13 protein-coding genes are annotated in these 18,201 nt (G+C 65.8%); 3 read left to right on the top strand and 10 right to left on the bottom strand.

Annotation, left to right across the window (positions count from 1 at the left end; all coding sequences use genetic code 11):
* Nucleotides 1-16 precede the first annotated feature (16 nt).
* From ACOZ9V_RS04335 to ACOZ9V_RS04315, 5 genes are all read right to left on the bottom strand, one after another.
* Nucleotides 17-1,543, bottom strand: coding sequence for a hypothetical protein (locus tag ACOZ9V_RS04335; protein WP_434593962.1), 1,527 nt, complete (start codon nt 1,541-1,543; stop codon nt 17-19).
* A gap of 73 nt (nt 1,544-1,616) precedes the next feature.
* Nucleotides 1,617-2,120 carry a hypothetical protein gene (locus ACOZ9V_RS04330; RefSeq protein WP_434593959.1) on the bottom strand — a complete coding sequence of 168 codons (504 nt, stop codon included), beginning with the start codon at nt 2,118-2,120 and terminating at the stop codon, nt 1,617-1,619.
* A 132-nt stretch (nt 2,121-2,252) separates the two neighbouring features.
* Nucleotides 2,253-3,857: a DUF222 domain-containing protein gene (locus ACOZ9V_RS04325; protein WP_434593956.1), complete on the bottom strand. Its 1,605-nt coding sequence runs from the start codon at nt 3,855-3,857 to the stop codon at nt 2,253-2,255.
* Nucleotides 3,858-3,943: 86 nt separating this feature from the next.
* A complete protein-coding gene (gene udk / locus ACOZ9V_RS04320) occupies nt 3,944-4,555 on the bottom strand; it encodes a uridine kinase (RefSeq protein ID WP_139469259.1) in 612 nt (203 codons plus the stop codon).
* Nucleotides 4,556-4,606: 51 nt separating this feature from the next.
* Nucleotides 4,607-6,148, bottom strand: coding sequence for an FCD domain-containing protein (locus ACOZ9V_RS04315; RefSeq protein ID WP_181271006.1), 1,542 nt, complete (start codon nt 6,146-6,148; stop codon nt 4,607-4,609).
* A 154-nt stretch (nt 6,149-6,302) separates the two neighbouring features.
* Between ACOZ9V_RS04315 and ACOZ9V_RS04310 the strand changes: the two genes are divergently transcribed.
* The gene (locus ACOZ9V_RS04310; protein ID WP_434593952.1) at nt 6,303-9,710 is read left to right on the top strand and encodes a bifunctional proline dehydrogenase/L-glutamate gamma-semialdehyde dehydrogenase; all 3,408 of its coding nucleotides are present in this window, start codon (nt 6,303-6,305) and stop codon (nt 9,708-9,710) included.
* A 241-nt stretch (nt 9,711-9,951) separates the two neighbouring features.
* Nucleotides 9,952-12,633: an ExeM/NucH family extracellular endonuclease gene (locus tag ACOZ9V_RS04305; protein WP_181271007.1), complete on the top strand. Its 2,682-nt coding sequence runs from the start codon at nt 9,952-9,954 to the stop codon at nt 12,631-12,633.
* A gap of 3 nt (nt 12,634-12,636) precedes the next feature.
* On the opposite strand, the gene ACOZ9V_RS04300 is transcribed toward ACOZ9V_RS04305, so the two are convergent.
* From ACOZ9V_RS04300 to ACOZ9V_RS04290, 3 genes are read right to left on the bottom strand one after another with little or no spacing between them, the layout of a single operon-like run.
* Nucleotides 12,637-13,803, bottom strand: coding sequence for a PrpF domain-containing protein (locus ACOZ9V_RS04300; RefSeq protein ID WP_434593949.1), 1,167 nt, complete (start codon nt 13,801-13,803; stop codon nt 12,637-12,639).
* 4 nt (nt 13,804-13,807) lie between these two features.
* Nucleotides 13,808-15,088: an MFS transporter gene (locus ACOZ9V_RS04295; protein ID WP_434593946.1), complete on the bottom strand. Its 1,281-nt coding sequence runs from the start codon at nt 15,086-15,088 to the stop codon at nt 13,808-13,810.
* 28 nt (nt 15,089-15,116) lie between these two features.
* On the bottom strand, nt 15,117-16,574 hold the full coding sequence (locus ACOZ9V_RS04290; protein ID WP_181271010.1) for a benzaldehyde dehydrogenase: 1,458 nt from the start codon (nt 16,572-16,574) through the stop codon (nt 15,117-15,119).
* A 131-nt stretch (nt 16,575-16,705) separates the two neighbouring features.
* Between ACOZ9V_RS04290 and ACOZ9V_RS04285 the strand changes: the two genes are divergently transcribed.
* On the top strand, nt 16,706-17,476 hold the full coding sequence (locus tag ACOZ9V_RS04285) for an IclR family transcriptional regulator (protein WP_181271011.1): 771 nt from the start codon (nt 16,706-16,708) through the stop codon (nt 17,474-17,476).
* 16 nt (nt 17,477-17,492) lie between these two features.
* Here ACOZ9V_RS04285 and ACOZ9V_RS04280 read toward each other — a convergent pair whose 3' ends face one another.
* Both ACOZ9V_RS04280 and ACOZ9V_RS04275 read right to left on the bottom strand, forming a co-directional pair.
* Entirely contained in the window at nt 17,493-17,879 is a 387-nt protein-coding gene (locus ACOZ9V_RS04280; RefSeq protein ID WP_139907082.1) for a DUF1304 domain-containing protein, read from the bottom strand.
* Entirely contained in the window at nt 17,876-18,139 is a 264-nt protein-coding gene (locus tag ACOZ9V_RS04275) for a DUF2277 domain-containing protein (protein ID WP_039207958.1), read from the bottom strand. The genes ACOZ9V_RS04280 and ACOZ9V_RS04275 overlap by 4 nt, the downstream gene beginning before the upstream one ends.
* Between the last annotated feature and the right edge of the window lie 62 nt (nt 18,140-18,201).

Below are 18,201 nucleotides of genomic sequence, written 5' to 3'. Positions count from 1 at the left end.
CGGAACGATTCTGTTCTCAAACGCCTCCGGCTGGTGGTCCCTGGACTGCTGGCCGGACGCATTTGGTCTGCGTGAGGAGTCCGCAGATCCCAGCTGCGACGAGGGCTGCGGCGCCGATGAGCCACAGCCCGAAGCCGAACGACGGGCGATCGACTTCCATCCCTCCGGTCGGTGTTCCGTCAGGCAGCTGCCCGTCCCACATCAGCACCGGAGGACTGACGAGGTAGCTGAAGAGGACCAGGACGATGAGTGCTGCGATGATCACAGCTGTCACGTCCCACCAGCGGGCAGGGGCGAAGGCGGCCCCGAGCGCGGCGATGGCGACCACGAGTGCCCAGATGATCAGGAAGAACAGATCGACGTCACCGCCGTCATCAATCGTCCATTCTCCCAGTGAAGTCACTCGAATGCGCGGACCGTCGTCGTTGAAGCTGTCGACGACGGGGACGAAGACAGTCACGGTCCACACTCCGACCGCGGTGAACGGAAGCAGCCGGGCCCACTGCTGCAGCTTGCGTTGGCGTCTGCGGTTGATCTTTTTCGTCGGACGCTGTGCCTGCCTCTGCATCTGCCGGTCGATCCGCCGTCGATCGCTGAGGAGTCCGCAGATGCCTGCGGCGATGAGTGCCCAGCAGCCGATCGTCCAGAGATAATGACCTGCTGACGGATACCCGACGATAATGGCACTGAGCGTTTCACCGGTGGCGTCGGTGCTTTCGACGCGCTCTCGCGGAAGATCGATGACCATAGTCGCCTGCTGGATGAACAGACCGACTCCGACTGCCACCGACAAAAGAGGCCAGTGGGCAAAGGTGTCGAACCGTTTCGCGGTCGCTGCGCAGGCGAGAACGACCACCCAGGGCAGGATGACCCCCGGGGTGCGGTCGGCGAGATCGAAGGGTACCCGTCCGAACGATGTCACCGTCAATCGATCATCACCATGGTCGCCGCTGTCGAAGAGCGGCACCCAGATCATCAGCACCCAGCAGGCGAGCGCGACCCACGGCAGCCGCTGTGCGAGACGATGTGTTCGGTTCCCTCGGGGCCACGGGGTGATTCTGGCGTTTGCGCAGTGAGCGGGTGCTGCCTTCCTCCGCCTGACCTCGCCGAGGAGGCCGCAGACTCCCGCGGCCAGCAGACTGAGGCCCCCGATAGCCCAAAGGACTGCGCCCAGCGCCGGTTCGGCGACGACTATCCCGAAGACCGGGCGTCCGCGATCATCGACGGCGTCCCACATGAACGTCGGCATATTGGCCAACATGTCGGCCGATACGAGGAAGACGCAGACGCTCAGAAAGAGATTTCCCACCGACCATAGGCGCCCGACGACGTCCGGCCACGGGTGCGAATCGGGCCGAGACCTGACGGTGAGCAGGGGCGAAGCAGCCGCACATATGAGAACGCCGGCGGCGACCAGGACCATCGAGCCCCGAGCCTCATCGAGGTCGAACGGCGGTCCGCCGAGAGCAGTGACGATGATGCGCGGCGGCTGCGGCTCTTCCGACGTGTCCTCAGGGCTGGCAGCCACTGGAACCCACAGCATGACGATCCACAGACAGAGAGCTGACAGTGACAGCGCTTGCGCGAATCGCACAAGCAGTCGGCCGGATCGAGCCTCACCCGGCGGGACCATGACGCTTCGACATGCAGCGTTTGATCCGTTCACGACGGTGATGGTCCTGTTGGGCGGCTGCGACCAGACCACAGATACCAGCGGCGAAGAACAGCAGGCTGCCGAGCACCCAGAGGCCGAACCCTGCCGCCGGGTAGGCGACCTCCATGCCTCCTGTGGGCATGCCGTCGGCCGTCTGCCCGTCCCACATCATGATCGGCGGATCGGCGACCATCTGCAGGAGTCGCAGTCCCAGAACCGTGCCCAGAACGATGGCCGCGATCGACCACCACTTCGACGCTGACAGCAGCCAAGCAGTGAACGCGCCGGTGAGGATGACGATCCAGAGCACGAGGTAGACCTCGTCAAGGTCGTTCATATCGATCGGCGAGAAACCGAGAGACGTCACGCGGATCTGCATCGATCCGGGGCCTCCGCTGTCGAGGACCGGCACGAAGATCGTGATCACCCAGCAGGCCACCGCCCCGAATGGGAGCACACGCGCCACGAGGTTGAGACTTCGCCCCCGCGCCGTCGTCAGTCGTGTGCTTCCGCTCTTACCCGCCCTGTCCATAACTACGATTCTCTGCAGTGTCCGTGTGACAGGTGTTCCCGCGATGTTCCAGATCCGACACGCGGCTCAGTCGGGCCCGAACACCATCCGAACCAATTGCCTTTCGACCGGGCTGCCGTTGCAGTCCTGTGCACTCGGTCGTCGGTGCGCATTGCGGCTACGCCAACCGGCGATCTTCTCGGCACGAGTGCAGTAGCGGGGTGGCAGCTGCTCGGGCAGCACGCACTTCGGTTCGATCGTCTGGTATTCGACCGGCTGGTCCGGCTGAGCCGCCTCTTGCGGTTGGTCTTTCCCGACCACTCTCCTGGCCTCATCCCTATCGGGTTCGAGGAAACGGGAGAAGGTCTGCCGCCAATCCGGCCCCGGCGGCGAACCACCCGGTTCGGACACCGCTTCGGGACGCGGGAACCGCATGCGGCGGACCACCGCGGGCGTGGTCACCTCGTACGATCGTCCGCTCGGCGTGGTGACGCGCAGCCCGTCCGCTGTGGCCTCATGCTTCCACCCGGGATGTTCCTTCGCGTAATTGCAGGATGCACACAGACCTGAACCGTTCTCCCAGGTGGTAGCTCCGCCAGCGGCAACGGGAAGGGCATGATCGGCATGCCGGATCGGGGCGTCGCACCACGGTGTCCGGCACACATCGTCGCGGAAGGTGATCATCTGCCGCAGTCGGCCGGTGAACTCCCGACTCTTCGCATCCATCCCCACCAGCTGCCCGTCGTCGGGACGAGTGAAGATCCGGCTGATGAACATCTTCGCTTCGTTCGCGACGATGAACTTCCGTGCCGTCTGCGCCGGCAGCGGTCCGAACCCGGGCAGCCAGGCGGGTACGAGCCCGTCCGAGAGCAGAGATTCGGCCTCGACGAGCACATGGATCTCCGCAGGCACCGCCGTCGCACTCGTTTGGCCGCTCAATCGTTCGACGAAGGTGTCGGCGAGCACCTGCTGGCGATTCCGCCCGCCCGCGTCACCGGCGGCAGTGATCGACTCGGCGCCGGCACGGAGACTCTCATAGGCGGCGACGGCCTGAGCCAGCGGCAGGATCGCAGAGATCCTGGCCATCCCGTCATCGATCACGGTCAGATTCACACGACGATTGGACTCAGCTCTCGCCGCCCGCTTCGCGGCCGCCTCGGCGTCCATCTCCGCACTGAGCGCACGCACTTCGGCGCGCAGGCTGCGCAACCCGGACGGTTCCAGACTGCGCTTCATCCGCGTGTCCACCTTGCGCCGATCGGCGGCGGCAAGGACCGCGGTCTCATCGACCATGATGCGCGCCTTGTCCTCGGAGATCTCCCCCTTGGACAGGGCTTTGAAGGTATTGGGCATCCCGATGACGATCGAGCGGGCGGTGCTGAGGAACTTCCGCCCCGATCCGGGCGAGACCTTCTTCGCCAGCCCGACCTCGTCTCCGGCACGTTTTCCGCAGTCGATCGCGGGCACCCTGTTGTGCCGGTCCCGCTCGATGCGCAGCGCTTCGAACGCCACTGCCTCCCGCGACTGTGCGGCGACGACGGCAGACTTGAGCTCCTCGAGCGCAGTGATCCGCTCGAGTGTCTCAGCCTCGGTGCCACCCGGGTCAAGACCGCGCAGGAGCTCACCGAACCGAGTGATCTCGGTCAGCGGATCCGGAACCGGCGCTGGTTCCCGTGCGGGGTCGACGTCCATATAGAAACGGTACCCGTCGGCACTGACACGACTTCGCGAACGGCCCCGAATGACCCAATACGGCCAGGTCAGACCCTATTTCAGCCTCAGCCGACTCCGCGCTGGATGCGGTTGAGAATCATGTCCATGGCGACGATGTTGTGGCCGCCGTCGGGGATAATGAGGTCGGCATTGCGCTTCGACGGCTCGACGTAGAGTTCGTGCATCGGCTTGACCGTGCCCAAGTACTGGTCCTCCACCGACTGCAGCGTCCGCCCACGGTCGACGACATCGCGTTTGATCCGGCGCAGCAGACGCACATCGGCGTCGGTGTCGACGAAGAGCTTGATGTCGAGCAGCCGGCAGATGCGCGGTTCGGCGAAGATGAGGATGCCTTCGACGATGATGACCGGCGCGGGTTCGACGCGCGTCGTCTCGTCGCTGCGGTTGTGGATCGAGAAGTCGTAGACGGGGCTGTCGACCGCCTCGGAGTTCCGCAATGCGGTGAGATGGTCGACGAAGAGGTCATTGTCGAAGGCATCGAGATCGTCGTAGTTGACCTTTTCGCGCTCCTCGTAGGTAAGCTCGTCGCGCCGCTTGTAGTAGTTGTCGTGGAAGAGCACGGACGGCGGTCCTTCGCACTTGTCCAACAGCGCCTGAGTCAGCGTCGTCTTTCCGCTGCCGGTTCCGCCGGCCACGCCCACAACCAAAGTCTCCACGGCACAAATATAGACCACGACCCCCGCCGAGGCGGGTCCCGGCTTCCGTACTCACCCGAGGCTGCGGGTCAGCTGGGTCCACAGCTCCTGGTCGAAGCGCCGCCTGCCCAGCAGACCGGCCATATGTCTCACCGCATTGTCGACCTTGCCGCGCCAGACCTCGATCGCCGTCTTCGCATCCGCTCGGCTGAGCGCACGGAACATGGCCCGATCATCGCTGACGATACGGTCGCTGGCCGGAGAATAGTCGAGCTGCAAGATGGAGATGAACAGACGCAGCCGCAGAGTCAGGGCTTCGAAGGCACGCGCCGATTCCCGCAGACCCGAAGCACGGGCCAGTTCCTGCTGGAAATGGAGGTCGGCGTCCTCGACATCGATTCCGCTGCGCGTCGGCGCCGAGGCTTCGACCTGTCGCAGGGCCAGCTGCACGGGCACGAGGTAGCGCTGCGGACGCAGGGCCAGGGACCTGAGCACAACCTCCCCGATGGCCATGCGCGCGGCGTAGAGGTCGAGCACGTCGACGGTCGTGATTAGAGGAATCCGCGCGCCGCCGCGGGATCCGTCGAGCAGTTTGTCATCGACCATCCTTCGCAGCGCCGCATCGACCGAGGCCCTGGGCACCTGCATTCGGCGGGAGAGCAGGCGCGGATTGATCCGGTCCCCCGGCTCATATCCGGAGTCGATGATCTCCTCGCGCAGCGCGATCGCCAGATGCTCGGTGATCGATCGGGTCTCCTTCGGCAGCCACGACGATATCTCCATTGAGTCAGAAGTAATAGAACTTCTCTGAGGCTCGTACGGAGCCGATTCCCACCACAGCACACCTTCGAGTCCGTTCCGGACGCGGTCGGCGAGCAGATCGAGCAGAGACCCGGGAATGTCCTGACACTCGCCGAGGCGGCTCTTGAGTACGGTGACGAAATCGTCGAATTCCGCGCACGCCCTCACCCGGGCTCCCGCCCCGTCGGAGAGGTCGTCAGGAACCTCGCCGAGGGGGTCGAACACGAGGAAGTCACCATCACCGTCGAGCAGGGCGAGCAGTTCGGCGGTTGGCACCTGCCGATGCTCGCTGTCGAAGCGCTGCGCCCACCGCCCGACGCCCGCGGTGCGCAGGGCCGCGGTGATTCCCGCGATGCGCCGCTGAATTCGCCGAGGCGGCACGATCGTCGCGGACTCTCCACGATCTCCGCCCCCACCTGCATCGTTCCTGCGAACGCCGACGATGACGAGGGGAAACCCGCTGGCCGCGAGGATGAGCTCCGAGGCACCGGCCACCTCGGCGACGGGGACCGTCAGCGCCCGCACCGACCGGGAGACGATGCTCTGACTCAACCCCGTCGCCTCGGCCAGGGCACGAGTCGAATAGTCCCGTCCGGAGATCCTGGCCCCCGCGGTGGCGACGAGTGCTTCGACGACCCGGTCAGCGGTCTCCTGGATCGGCGGGCGGCCGCTGCGGGGACGATCCGCGAGGTCGGATCGGCTCGCCCAACGACGCAGGGTCGACGGCGATGCTCCCGTGCGCGCGGCCGCCTCGGCGAGGGTCGACGTCGTCAGCAGCGCCACGGCGTCACGACGGAACTCAGCGGAATACATCACTCTATCTTAGGACTTCTGACTCAAACATTCACGGCGGTCGACTCCATCTCTTCACCCCCGGATTTCGGCGGCGCATACTGATCTCACACCCAGGTTCCACGGTCAGCGCCGACGCGTGAGAGCACCGAATCCGAGCACCGAAGGAGCACAGTTGCTGCACACCGAAACCGACCTCGCCACGCTCACTGCCCAGTCGATCGACACCGTCCGCCGGTGGCTGCGAGTGTCGACGTCGATGACCACGGCGAAGAACCCCGCGGCCGAACGCCTCTCCGCCGTCCTCTCCGACGACAACGGCCTCGACTTCACCGTCGGGTTCGTCGATCGGGTCGTGCGCACCGATGATGTCCACGCCGCCGCCGACGCCTTGACCGAGGTCGGCAAGCTAGCCCCTGAGACGATGTCGTACCTCGACCGTGCACAGATCAAGGCCGGTGCCGCACTGGCCAAGATCGCCCCGCAGGTCGTCGTGCCCGCCGCCCGCACTCGCCTGCGTCAGATGGTCGGCCACATGGTCGTCGACGCCCGGGACAAGCAGTTCGGCAAGACCGTCGCCGCCCTCACCGCCGACGGTCACAGGCTCAACATCAACCTCCTCGGCGAGGCCGTGCTCGGTGACGGCGAAGCCGACAATCACCTGGAGCAGACCCACCGGCTGCTCGCCCGCGACGATGTCGACTACGTGTCGGTGAAGGTCTCCTCCGTGGCCTCGCAGATCTCGATGTGGGCCTTCGACGAGACCGTCGACTATGTCGTCGACCGCCTCCGTCCGCTCTACCAGCAGGCCGCGAAAGCCCCGACCGGCGCGAAGTTCGTCAACCTCGACATGGAGGAGTACCAGGACCTCGAGTTGACGATCGCGGTGTTCACGCGACTGCTCTCCGAACCGGAATTCAAGGATCTCGAGGCCGGAATCGTCATCCAGGCCTACCAGCCCGATGCGCTCGGAGCGGTGCAGCGGCTGAGCGAATTCGCTTCCCGCCGTGTCGAGAACGGCGGAGTCGGGATCAAGGTCCGCCTCGTCAAGGGCGCGAACCTGGCGATGGAGACCGTGCACGCCAAAATCGCGGGCTGGCCTGCAACGACGTGCGATTCGAAGCAGTCCACGGACGCGAACTACAAGCGAGTCCTGCACTGGCTGTTCACCCCGGAGCGGATGAAGGGGCTGCGCATCGGCGTGGCCGGGCACAACCTCTTCGACATCGCCTTCGCCCACCACCTCTCCGTCGAACGCTCCGTGACCGACCGCGTCGAGTTCGAGATGCTCCAGGGTATGGCCAGCGAACAGGCCGCCGCCGTGACCGAGGACGTCGGAGACCTCCTCCTCTACGTTCCGGCCGTTCATCCGAAGGAGTTCGACGTCGCGATCTCCTACCTCGTGCGCAGGCTTGAAGAGAACTCTGCGTCCGAGAACTTCATGTCCGGCATCTTCGACCTCGCCAACGGCAACGACGTATTCAAGCGCGAAGCCGACCGGTTCACCGCGTCGGTCGACCAGCTCGAATCGATCCTCGACACCGAGGGCGAGACCGCACCGGCCCCGAACCGCCACCAGAACCGGTCGACCGAAACACTCGGCGAGACCGTGGTGCCGACCCAGTTCTTCAATGAGCCCGACACCGACCCGTCCCTTCCTGCCAACCAGGAGTGGGTGCGCAGCATCATCGCCGAGGCGACCGCCCCCGGCTACCTCGACGATCGTCCGAACGCGCCCAAGGTCGAGTCCACGGACGAGCTCGATGAGATGATCGCCCGCGGTCGCGCCGCGGCTGCCGACTGGCGGGCCCTCGGCGCCGCCGGTCGCGCCGAGATCCTCCACCGCGCCGCGGACATCTTCGCTGCCCGTCGCGGCGAGTTCATCGCCGTCGAGGCCGCGGAGGTCGGCAAGATGCCGTCGCAGTCCGATCCCGAGGTGTCCGAGGCCATCGACTTCATCCGCTACTACGCGCTGAATTCGCTCGAGCTCGAGAACATTGAGGGCGCGACCTTCACTCCCGATGAGATGGTCGTCGTCACTCCCCCGTGGAACTTCCCGGTGGCCATTCCCACCGGCGGAACCGTGGCGGCGCTGGCGGCGGGATCTGCTGTCATCCACAAGCCGTCGAAGCCGACCCCGCACTGTTCGGCGCTCATCATCGACTGCCTGTGGCAGGCCGGCGTGCCCAAGGACGTGCTGCAGCTGTGCGCTCCGGTCGAGCGGGACCTCGGCCAGCACCTCGTCTCGCATCCCGACGTCGACCGGGTCATCCTCACGGGTGCCTCGGAGACCGCAGCGATGTTCAAGTCCTTCCGACCCGAACTCCACGTCAATGCAGAGACCTCGGGCAAGAACGCCCTGGTCATCACCCCGGCGGCGGACCGAGACCTCGCCATGGCCGACCTCGTGTATTCGGCCTTCGGACATGCCGGACAGAAGTGCTCGGCCGCCTCGTTGGGCATCATGGTCGGTTCGACCTACGATTCCGAGCGCTACCGTCGCCAGCTCATCGATGCCGCCTCGTCGATGGTCGTCGACTGGCCGTCGAATCTCGCATCGACCATGGGTCCGCTGACCGAGGATCCCTCGGACAAGCTGCGTCGGGCGCTGACGTCGCTCGAACCTGGAGAATCCTGGCTGCTCGAGCCCAAGCAGCTCGACGATTCGGGTCGTCTGTGGAGCCCGGGTATCAAGGACGGGGTCAAGCCCGGTTCCTTCTTCCACCTCACCGAGGTCTTCGGTCCGGTGCTCGGTCTCATGCATGCCAAGGACCTCGATGAGGCCATCGAGTTCCAGAACGCCGTGGACTTCGGCCTCACCGGCGGCATCCATTCCCTCGACCCCGAGGAGGTCACCACCTGGCTCGACCGCGTCGAGGTCGGCAATGCCTACGTCAACCGCGGAATCACCGGTGCGATCGTGCGTCGGCAGTCGTTCGGCGGCTGGAAGCAGTCCTCGGTCGGCCTGGGTTCGAAGGCCGGCGGGCCGAACTATCTCATGCTCTTCGGCCACTTCGCCGATGCCGGCAGCCAGAATCTCGAGGCGGCCAAGGCCGATGACAAGCGCTGGTTCGAGGCCGAATTCGGTGCGGCGAAGGACCATACGGGACTGCGCGCGGAGGCGAACATCTTCCGCTACCGTCCTCGGCCGGTCACCTTGCGCGTCACTGCCCAGGCGAGCCTGTTCGATCTCGAACGCTCCCTCCACGCCGCCACCACGGTGGGGTCGACGGTGCAGCTGTCCGTCGCCGAGGATGTGCCCGCCGAGGTGAAGATCGCCGTGACGAACGCCGGTGTCCCCGCCCGCACGGAGTCGGCGGATCTGTTCGCCGAGATGGTCGGACAGGGTCGCTACGACGACACGGTGGGTGCCCGCATCCGCGTCCTCGGTCGGTTCGAGGACGAACTGTTGGCTGCGGCCGCGCCTCGCCCGGAGGTCGCGATCATCGATGAGCCGGTGACCACCTCGGGGCGGGTGGAGCTGCGGTACTACGTGCAGGAGCAGGCGGTGTCGATGACCCTGCACCGCTTCGGCAACCCGAGCCGCGACTTCCACGAGCTCGCCGCCACCCTCACCTCCTAATTGCTACCTGACGGCGGCCCAGCAACCTCGCGCGAGGTTGCTGGGCCGCCGTCAGGTAGTTCTGGGGCAGGGCGGGTTGTGTAGGATGAGTGCCACCCGTGGCACTCAGTGGACTGTTCGACTGTTCACAAGTTGTTCACATCTTCGCCGCTGTCGTCGATGAGTGAGCCGCTAGGGTGCAAGGGACTGCGTACGTGATCATCACGGTGCGCACAGCCGCTCATCCGCCCGAAAGGCTCCCATGAAAGTCACGACCACCCTCTCTTCCGCCGCGGCGCTCAGTCTCGTCGCGGGCCTGGCCCTCCCCCTCGCACCGGCAGCCGCAGCAGATGCCGCCGCAGACAGCGACATCCACATCTCCGAAATCGCCTACACCCTCGCGACCGACTTCATCGAAGTCGCCGCCGACCCCGGCACCGACATCTCCGGGTGGACCTTCGGTTCGGTGACACGCGGCGGCAGCGTCCAGGCGCAGGAGAACACCGTCACCGTGCCCGAGGACACGACGGTCGGCGATTCCGGTGCCGTCGCGATCGACGTGTCGATCACGAACTCCGTCAAGGCCGGTTCGGCCGCCGACGGCGAGTACGGCTCGAGCGCCTTCGTCATCGACGATGACGGCGAGCTGGTCGACTTCCAGCAGATCGGCGGCGTCGTCGACGGCAAGGGCGTTACCGGCACGAAGAACACCTTCACCCCCGCGCCCGTCATCGGCCAGGAAGCCGAACCGACCGGTGCGACTGCCGCCGGCGGCCAGTCGATCCAGCTCACAGGCGACGCATGGAAGTCGGCAGCCCCCACCCCGAACGCCCTGCCCGACAGCAGCGACGGCGGAGAAGGCAACGACGACGATGGCGACGACGGCGAAACTCCCGAAGGCGTCACGCCGATCGCCGACATCCAGGGCACGGGCGACGCCAGCCCCATCCAAGGCAAGACCGTGACCACCCGCGGTGTCGTCACCGCCGCCTACCCCGAGGGAGGGCTGAACGGCTACTACATCCAGACCCCGGGCACCGGCGGAGCCGACCGTGCCGACGGTGCAGCATCCGACGGCATCTTCGTCTACTCCCCCGACACCGTCGCCGATATCAGCATCGACGACCACGTCGAGGTCACCGGCACCGTATCCGAACACTACGGTCAGACCCAGATCTCCGTATCCGCGTCCGGTCTCAAAACGGTCGACGAACCCGCCGAGGCGGTCAAACCCGTCGAAGACGCCTTTCCTGCAGGAGATGAGAAGCGCGAATCCCTCGAAGGCATGCTCCTGCAGCCGAGCGAATCGCTGACCGTGGCCGACAACTACAACACGAATACGTACGGCGAGGTCGTCCTCGCCACCGGTGAGGGCACGCTCGACCAACCCACCGACGTCCACCGCCCCGGCACCCCCGAGGCGAAGGCTCTGGAAGCCGAGAACCTCGACCGTGAGGTCGTCCTCGACGACGGCGCCACCGTGAACTTCCTCAAGGCCGACAAGGACATCCCCCTGCCCTACCTCAGCAAGGAGGACCCGGTCCGCGTCGGTGCGCAGGCGAACTTCACCTCCCCGGTCGTGCTCGGCTTCGATCACGAGAAGTGGCGATTCCAGCCGACGACCCGTCTGACCGGGGACAACGCCGAGGCGGTCCAGCCGACCACTTTCACCGACACTCGCACCGAGGCCCCCGAGGCCGTCGGCGGGCAGGTCAGCCTCGCCAGCTTCAATGTCCTCAACTACTTCACCACCACCGGTGACCAGCTCTCTGGCTGCCAGTACTACGACGACCGCGAGGGCAACCACATCACCGTCCGCGGCGGCTGCGATGCCCGCGGTGCCGCGAATGCGGAGAGTCTCAAGCGTCAGGAGACGAAGATCGTCACCGCGATCAACAAGCTCGACGCCTCGGTGGTCTCGCTCATGGAGATCGAGAATTCCGCCGCGTTCGGCAAGGACCGCGACGACGCGCTGGCGACCCTGGTCAAGCGCCTCAACGAGGCCGCCGGAACCGAGAAATGGGACTTCGTCGACTCCCCTGCCGCCGTTCCGTCCGATGAGGATGTCATCCGCACGGCGTTGATCTACCAACCCGCCGAGGTGGCCCCGCAGGACGAATCCACGATCCTTGATGACCAGGATGCGTTCTCCAATGCCCGCGAACCCCTGTCCCAGGCGTTCGCGCCGAAGGACGGTACCGGTGAGGTCGAAAAGGACAAGACCTTCGTGACGATCTCCAACCACTTCAAGTCCAAGGGATCCGGTTCAGGTCCGGGCAACGAGGACTCCGGTGACGGTCAGGGCGCGTCGAACGCCGACCGCGTGAAGCAGGCCGAAGCGCTCGTCGGGTTTGCCGGTGACCAACAGGAGGCAACGAACAGCGACCTGGTCTACCTCCTCGGCGATTTCAACTCCTACACTCAGGAGGACCCGATGCAGGTCTTCTACGAGGCCGGATACAAGGACATCGCGGCGGAGAAGACGGACGAATCCACGTATGTCTTCGGTTCGCGCACAGGCAGCCTCGACCATGTCCTCGCCCTCGACGCCTCGGACGAAGCCGACGGTGCAGGCACGGAGGCAACGGCCTTCGGCTCCGTCACCGGGGCCGATGTCTGGAACATCAACTCGGTCGAGTCCCTGGCGCTCGAATACAGCCGCTTCAACTACAACGTCAGCGACCTCTTCGCTCCGGACCAGTTCCGGGCTTCCGACCATGATCCGGTCGTCGTCGGCCTCTTCGACTCCTCAGATGAAGGCGGGGACGACGACGCCGGAGCAGACGCTGCGGAAAACGCCGACGCCGACGGTTCGAGCGACCACCCCGGCGGAAAGAACGCGGGGAAGAACGGTGGCAAGAACGGCAACCATTGGGGCAGCCGCGACGGTGATCACCCTGGAGGCAAGAACGCCGGGAAGAACGGTCGCCACAACGGTTGGTGACGCTTAGTCGGTGACGGCCACCTGCCCCCGCATGAGCACTCGTGCCGTGCGAAAGAGGGAGGCGGCCGTCACCGTGTCCGCGTCGAAGACGGCACCGGCCGTGACGACGCCCGAAGGGGTGGCCAGCCGCACTTCCGGCCCGACATTTTTGTCTTCGTCCCCGGTGTCGGACCCGGGCCTGGAGCGTCGGATGATGCGGTTGATGATCGTGTCCGGGATCTGCGCGGCCGCGGCCAGGCACATGGCTCCGGTTCCGGGCACGGCTTTGTGCGTCTGCCCCATGGAGATCATTCGCACGAGCAGGTCGGCCTCCTCGGCGGCCAGGGTCGTTCCGTCGAGCAGTCGGGTGGGCTGTGGGGCGGTGACCACGGCGACCTTCGGCACGACGTCCGGCGCTTCCTCCGGTGACTCACACAGCCCCATCCGCACAGCGGCGTTGCGGCGCAGCTCCGCGATCATGCCCATCGCGTGCTTGTTCGCGTCGATCTCCTCCGGAGATTCGGTGCCCTTGAGTCCGATCGCAGCACCCGGGACGATGACGACGGGCAGGGTGGCGTCGACGAGGCTGACCTCGAACATCGCCCCACCGGCAGTGATGGACTCGGCTGCCTTCCCCGTCGGTAGGAGTCCGGCGGTGCGGCTGCCGGCCGGGTCGGGGTAGATGAGTTCGAGCGGTGCGCCCGTTCCGCTGACTCCGGGCAGCACCAGATCTCCCGTAACGTCGGCCTGCCCATCGACGACGCCGAGGCCGACGTCGACGAGTTTCTGCGTGTTCGTATTGAACAGCCGGAAGACATGCCATCCATCGGCTGCGGAGATCAGCCCGGCCGACAAGGCGAAGGGCACGACCCCGGACGACAGATTTCCGCAGTTGCCGGAATAGTCGACGGCCGCCTCGGTGACGGAGACCTGACCGAACGTGTAGTCGAGGTCGACCCCATCCCTCGCCGAGGCGGCCACGACGACGATCTTCGACAGCGAGGAGATTCCCCCGCCCATTCCATCGAGCTGACGGCCGAACGGATCGGGCGAGCCCATCGCCTGGCAGAAGATCGTGTCCCACTCCGCCGTGTCCCCGTCGGGACTCAGCGACGGCAGCGCGGATTCGCTGAAGAACAGTCCCTTGCTTGTGCCGCCGCGAACGAACGTGGCATCGATCCACCGAGTCATGCTTTCAGCGTAGCGACTTCGGCACGATCGCCATGGCAGCGAACCCGAGGACTGCCACGACGGCGAAGAGGTAGAAGCCCCACGGATAGGCGATGCCCGCGGTGACGAGGGCGCCGGTGATGAACGGACCGACGATGGCACCGATCCGCCCGATTCCCGAAGCCATGCCCAGCGCGGTGCCGCGGGCCTGAGCCGGATAGACGGCCGAGACGAAAGCGTAGACGAGCACCTGGGCGGAGAAGACGAAGACTCCGGTGATGAACACGGCGATGTTGAGCAGCACCTGGCTGGTCATCGGAATCGACAGTGCGGCGAGGAAGATGGCTGCGAGGACGAACCACATGAGCACGATCTTCTTCGTTCCGTGCTTGTCGGCCAACCAGCCGGCCAGGACGAGCCCGACGACGGCGCCGATATTCATGACGAAGAGCATGACCAGCGAGTCCGAGACCTCGTAGCCGGCGTCGGCCATGATCTTCGGCAGCCAGGTGTTAAGTCCGTAGACCAACAGGAGTCCCATGAAGCTCGCTGCCCACACGCCGATGGTCACCAGTGCCAGCTTGCCCTCGAAGAGTCCCGCCATTCCTGTCTTCGCCTGTGCGTCGACGGTGCCGGACGGATCGGCGGCGTCGGCGTCCACCGTCTGCGCGGCTGCGGGGTTGCGTTTGAGTTCCTGAGCGATGAGGAAGACCTCGGATTCGGGCAGCTTGAAGATCAGGAGGGGCACCATGACGAGGCCGGCGATTCCGCCGGCGAGGAAGAGCAGGTGCCAGTTGTGGGAGTAGGCGACGGCGAGCAGGGAGATCGCGACGGCGCCGGCATGGTAGCCGGTCATCGTCAGCGTCGTGGCCTTTCCGGTCTTACCCGACTTGTTGTACTCGCTGATGTAGGCGAGAGCGCTGGGCATCACGGCACCGAGGAACAGCCCGGCGATGAACCGGTAGATGGTGAACAGTGCAACGTTCGGAGCGAACGCGACGAGCAGAGTGAAGACGCTGAAGCCGATGACGCAGCCGATGATCGCCCACCGTCGTCCGATCCGGTCGACGACGGGGCCGACGGATACGGCGCCGAGGCCAACGCCCACGAGGCTGAGCGTCGCCACCATCGTGGCCGCCTCGGGGGTGAATCCGAGGGCCTCGGTGGCCAGCAACTCAGGGATGACCGCGCCGAGGACGACGAGGTCGAAGCCCTCCAAAGCGACAGCCAGCCAGCACAGGACGGCCGGCCAGCGGCCCGCCGAGGCGGAACCGGTCGTGGATGCGGATGGGGTGGTTGCGGACATCGGTGTCTCCGGGGTGTTGTCGTGCAGGTCAGAACGGGTAAGGCGCGATGGACGAGCGCATCGTCACCCATTGGGTTTCGGTGAAGGCTTCGATGTTGGCTTCGGCTCCACCGAAACGGGATCCGTTGCCGGAGTCCTTCATGCCACCGAAGGGGACGTTGGCCTCATCGGAGACGGTCTGTTCGTTGATGTGGACCTTCCCTGTGTCGACGAGGTCGGCGAGGTCCATGGCCAGACCCACATCGCCGAGGATGCCCAAGGAGAGTCCGTATTCGCTGGCATTGACCATCTCGGCGGCTTCGTCGAGGGTGGAGAAGCGGGCCACCGGGGCGATGGGTCCGAAGATCTCCTGCGCCCAGGCGGGGTTCGAGGGGCTGAGATCGGTGAGCACCGTGGGCGGGACGAAGGCCCCTTCGCCCGGCCCGCCGGCGACGAGCGAGGCGCCGTCGGCGGTAGCTTTGTCGAGGATGTCGCGAACGTGGGTGCGCTGTTTCTCGTCGATGATCGGTCCGATCGCAACCTCCTCGGTGGCGGGGTTGCCCACCGGCAGATTGCGGGCGCGTTCGGCCAGCTGTTCGACGTATTCGTCGTAGATGGATTCGTGGACGAGGTGGCGGCCGGTGGTCATGCAGATCTGGCCTTGGTGCATCCACGATCCGAAGGCCCCCGCCGAGGTGGCGGGACCGACCTCGGCTCCGGGAAGGACGACGAGCGCATTGTTGCCCCCGAGCTCGAGGTGGCAGCGCTTGAGGAGGCGACCGGCGGCTTCGCCGACCTTGCGTCCGGCCGCGGTGGAGCCGGTGAACGAGATGACGGAGACCTCGGGTGCGGCGACGACGGCTTCACCGGCGTCGAGGCCGCCGGGCAGGACCTGGAGCAGTCCTTCGGGCAGTCCCGCCTCGGCGAAGACCTTCGCGATCGTCACTCCGGCGCACACGGCGGTGCGCGGATCCGGCTTGAGCAGGACCGCGTTGCCCAGGGCCAGGGCCGGGGCGACGGAGCGCATGGCGAGGATGAGGGGGAAGTTGAACGGGGCGATGACGGAGACGACTCCGGCGGGCACTCGGCGGGCGAAGGACCAGCGGGGTTCGTTCGATGTGAGCACCTGCCCCTTGGGGTGGCTGGGCAGGGCGGAGGATTCGAAGCAGATGGCTTCGGCCGAGGAGAGTTCGAGTGCGGCCTTCGGCGGGATGGAGCCGGCTTCGCGGATGATCCATCCGGAGAGCTCTTCGGCGTGTTCGGCCCACAGAGCACCGGCGCGGCGCAGCACTGCAGCCCGTTCGGCCGGGGTGGTCTGCGCCCATTCCTTCTGTGCAGCGGCGGCTCGCGTGGCGGCGGCGGTGACGTCGTCGGCGCTGGCGGCACCGAGGCGGCCGAGGGTCTCACCGGTGGCCGGTTCGATGACGTCGTAGGTCTCTCCTGAGCCGGCGGCCCAGGTGCCGGTGAAGATCTTCTCGTGCCAGTCGGTTCCCAGGAAATCAGTCATTGTCTGTCCTCACTTCTTTGTCGGGGCGGGACTGTGGTGCACCTCTCGTCAGAGTAGTGACCGAGACCACCCGAAGCCACATTGCTCCCATTCATTGAGAATTTTGCTTGAGAACCGCTAGAATCCGAGGCATGGCGAACTCTCCTTCCGGCGACTCGATGATCGATCGGCTCGTGCGCGTGCTCGCATCCTTCGACCCGGACCATCAGACCCTGAGCACCGACGAGATCGCCGAGCGTGCCGAACTGCCGAAGTCGACGGCCTACCGACTCATCGGTGAGATGATGCGTCACGATCTGCTCCAGCGCGACCCCAACGGCCGCATCCGGATCGGCGTCGGGATGTGGGAGCTGTCGAACCGCGCCTCCGATGCCGTCGATCTGGCTTCGGTGGCCAGGCCGCACATGATGGGTGTACACGAGTTCGTCGGTGAGAACACCCAGTTGGGCATTCTGCGGGAGCGGGAGGTGCTCATCATCGAGCGCATGTCGGCGCCGAATGCGGTCATCCACCGGTCGAAGACCGCCGGTCGACTGCCGGCTCATGCGTCGTCCTGTGGACTCGTGCTCTTGGCTTATGCGCCCAAACATGTGCGTGAGGCGTATCTGCGGGGGCCGCTGTCTGCCATCACGGAGAAGACGACAACGGATCCTGCAGCTCTGCGCAAGATGTTCACTTCCATCCGGTCTCACCATTTCGCCGAACTCTCCGGCCATATCGATGAGGGCACGACAGGAATCACGGTTCCTGTCTTCGACGCCGGCGGGGCGGCGATCGCCGGGCTCGGCGTCGTCATCGATTCGGAGCACCGTAAAGGCGTGCCCGCGATCATGCGGGTCCTGCGGACCGCCTCGGCGAGGATCACGCAGGACCTTACCGCCGATCATCGATTCGCCGGCTGAGTCAGATCGCTGCGACTCAGACCAGCACACCGACGAGCAGGCAGACCACACCGAACAACGGCAGCGTGCCCTGTTTGAGCGCGGAGGCGAGCAGCTCACGGCTTGAGAGTGCGAGCACCAGCGCTGCGGCGAGCATCGATCCTGCCCCGACGAAGACGAGGGTGAGACCGACCGCGGCAGAGCCTGCGCCGAAGACGATGAGGCCGATGAACACAGCGAGGGCCAAGAAGAGGTTGTAGAAGCCCTGGTTGAAGGCCAGGGACTTCGTCGCCGCAGCCTCGGCTTCGGTCGTGCCGAACGTGGCGCGGGCACGTGGACTCGTCCAGGCGATGGACTCCAAGTAGAAGATGAAGACGTGCAGGGCGGCGGCGAGGCCGGCGAGGACAAGTCCGGCGATCGTCATGCGCGAGCCGCGAATCTGGCTCGCCGCTTCTCCGCTTCCTCCTCTCGATTCTTCGGCGGCGCGTTCGTCACCAGCGCATCGAGGAGGTGCTGGGTGGTGTGGGCGATCTCCTCGACAGCAGCGTCGAAGGCCTCAGCATTGGCCTGCGAGGGCTTCGTCGTGCCGGCGATCTTGCGCACATACTGCAGTGCGGCGGCGTGGACTTCGTCGGAGGTGGCGGCAGGTTCGAAATTATGGAGGGTCCTGATGTTTCTGCACATGCCAAAACGGTACTCCTCGCCACTGACACAGAACAGATGTTCCGCCGATACACTGAGGCCAC

The sequence above is a fragment of the Brevibacterium sp. 1718 genome (assembly GCF_051131255.1).
GTDB classification, from domain to species: domain Bacteria; phylum Actinomycetota; class Actinomycetes; order Actinomycetales; family Brevibacteriaceae; genus Brevibacterium; species Brevibacterium sediminis.
The sequence above is the reverse complement of the archived record's forward strand: the minus strand, read 5'-3'. Positions and strand labels throughout refer to the sequence as shown.

Excerpts from the sequence above, each read along its gene's own strand:
- ACOZ9V_RS04285 (WP_181271011.1), top strand. The coding sequence starts at position 16,706 with ATGGCGAACTCTCCTTCCGGCGACTCGATGATCGATCGGCTCGTGCGC.
- ACOZ9V_RS04280 (WP_139907082.1), bottom strand. The coding sequence starts at position 17,879 with ATGACGATCGCCGGACTTGTCCTCGCCGGCCTCGCCGCCGCCCTGCAC.
- ACOZ9V_RS04300 (WP_434593949.1), bottom strand. The coding sequence starts at position 13,803 with ATGACTCGGTGGATCGATGCCACGTTCGTTCGCGGCGGCACAAGCAAG.
- ACOZ9V_RS04325 (WP_434593956.1), bottom strand. The coding sequence starts at position 3,857 with ATGGACGTCGACCCCGCACGGGAACCAGCGCCGGTTCCGGATCCGCTG.
- ACOZ9V_RS04295 (WP_434593946.1), bottom strand. The coding sequence starts at position 15,088 with ATGTCCGCAACCACCCCATCCGCATCCACGACCGGTTCCGCCTCGGCG.
- ACOZ9V_RS04315 (WP_181271006.1), bottom strand. The coding sequence starts at position 6,148 with ATGTATTCCGCTGAGTTCCGTCGTGACGCCGTGGCGCTGCTGACGACG.
- ACOZ9V_RS04290 (WP_181271010.1), bottom strand. The coding sequence starts at position 16,574 with ATGACTGATTTCCTGGGAACCGACTGGCACGAGAAGATCTTCACCGGC.
- ACOZ9V_RS04275 (WP_039207958.1), bottom strand. The coding sequence starts at position 18,139 with ATGTGCAGAAACATCAGGACCCTCCATAATTTCGAACCTGCCGCCACC.
- ACOZ9V_RS04335 (WP_434593962.1), bottom strand. The coding sequence starts at position 1,543 with ATGCTGTGGGTTCCAGTGGCTGCCAGCCCTGAGGACACGTCGGAAGAG.
- ACOZ9V_RS04305 (WP_181271007.1), top strand. The coding sequence starts at position 9,952 with ATGAAAGTCACGACCACCCTCTCTTCCGCCGCGGCGCTCAGTCTCGTC.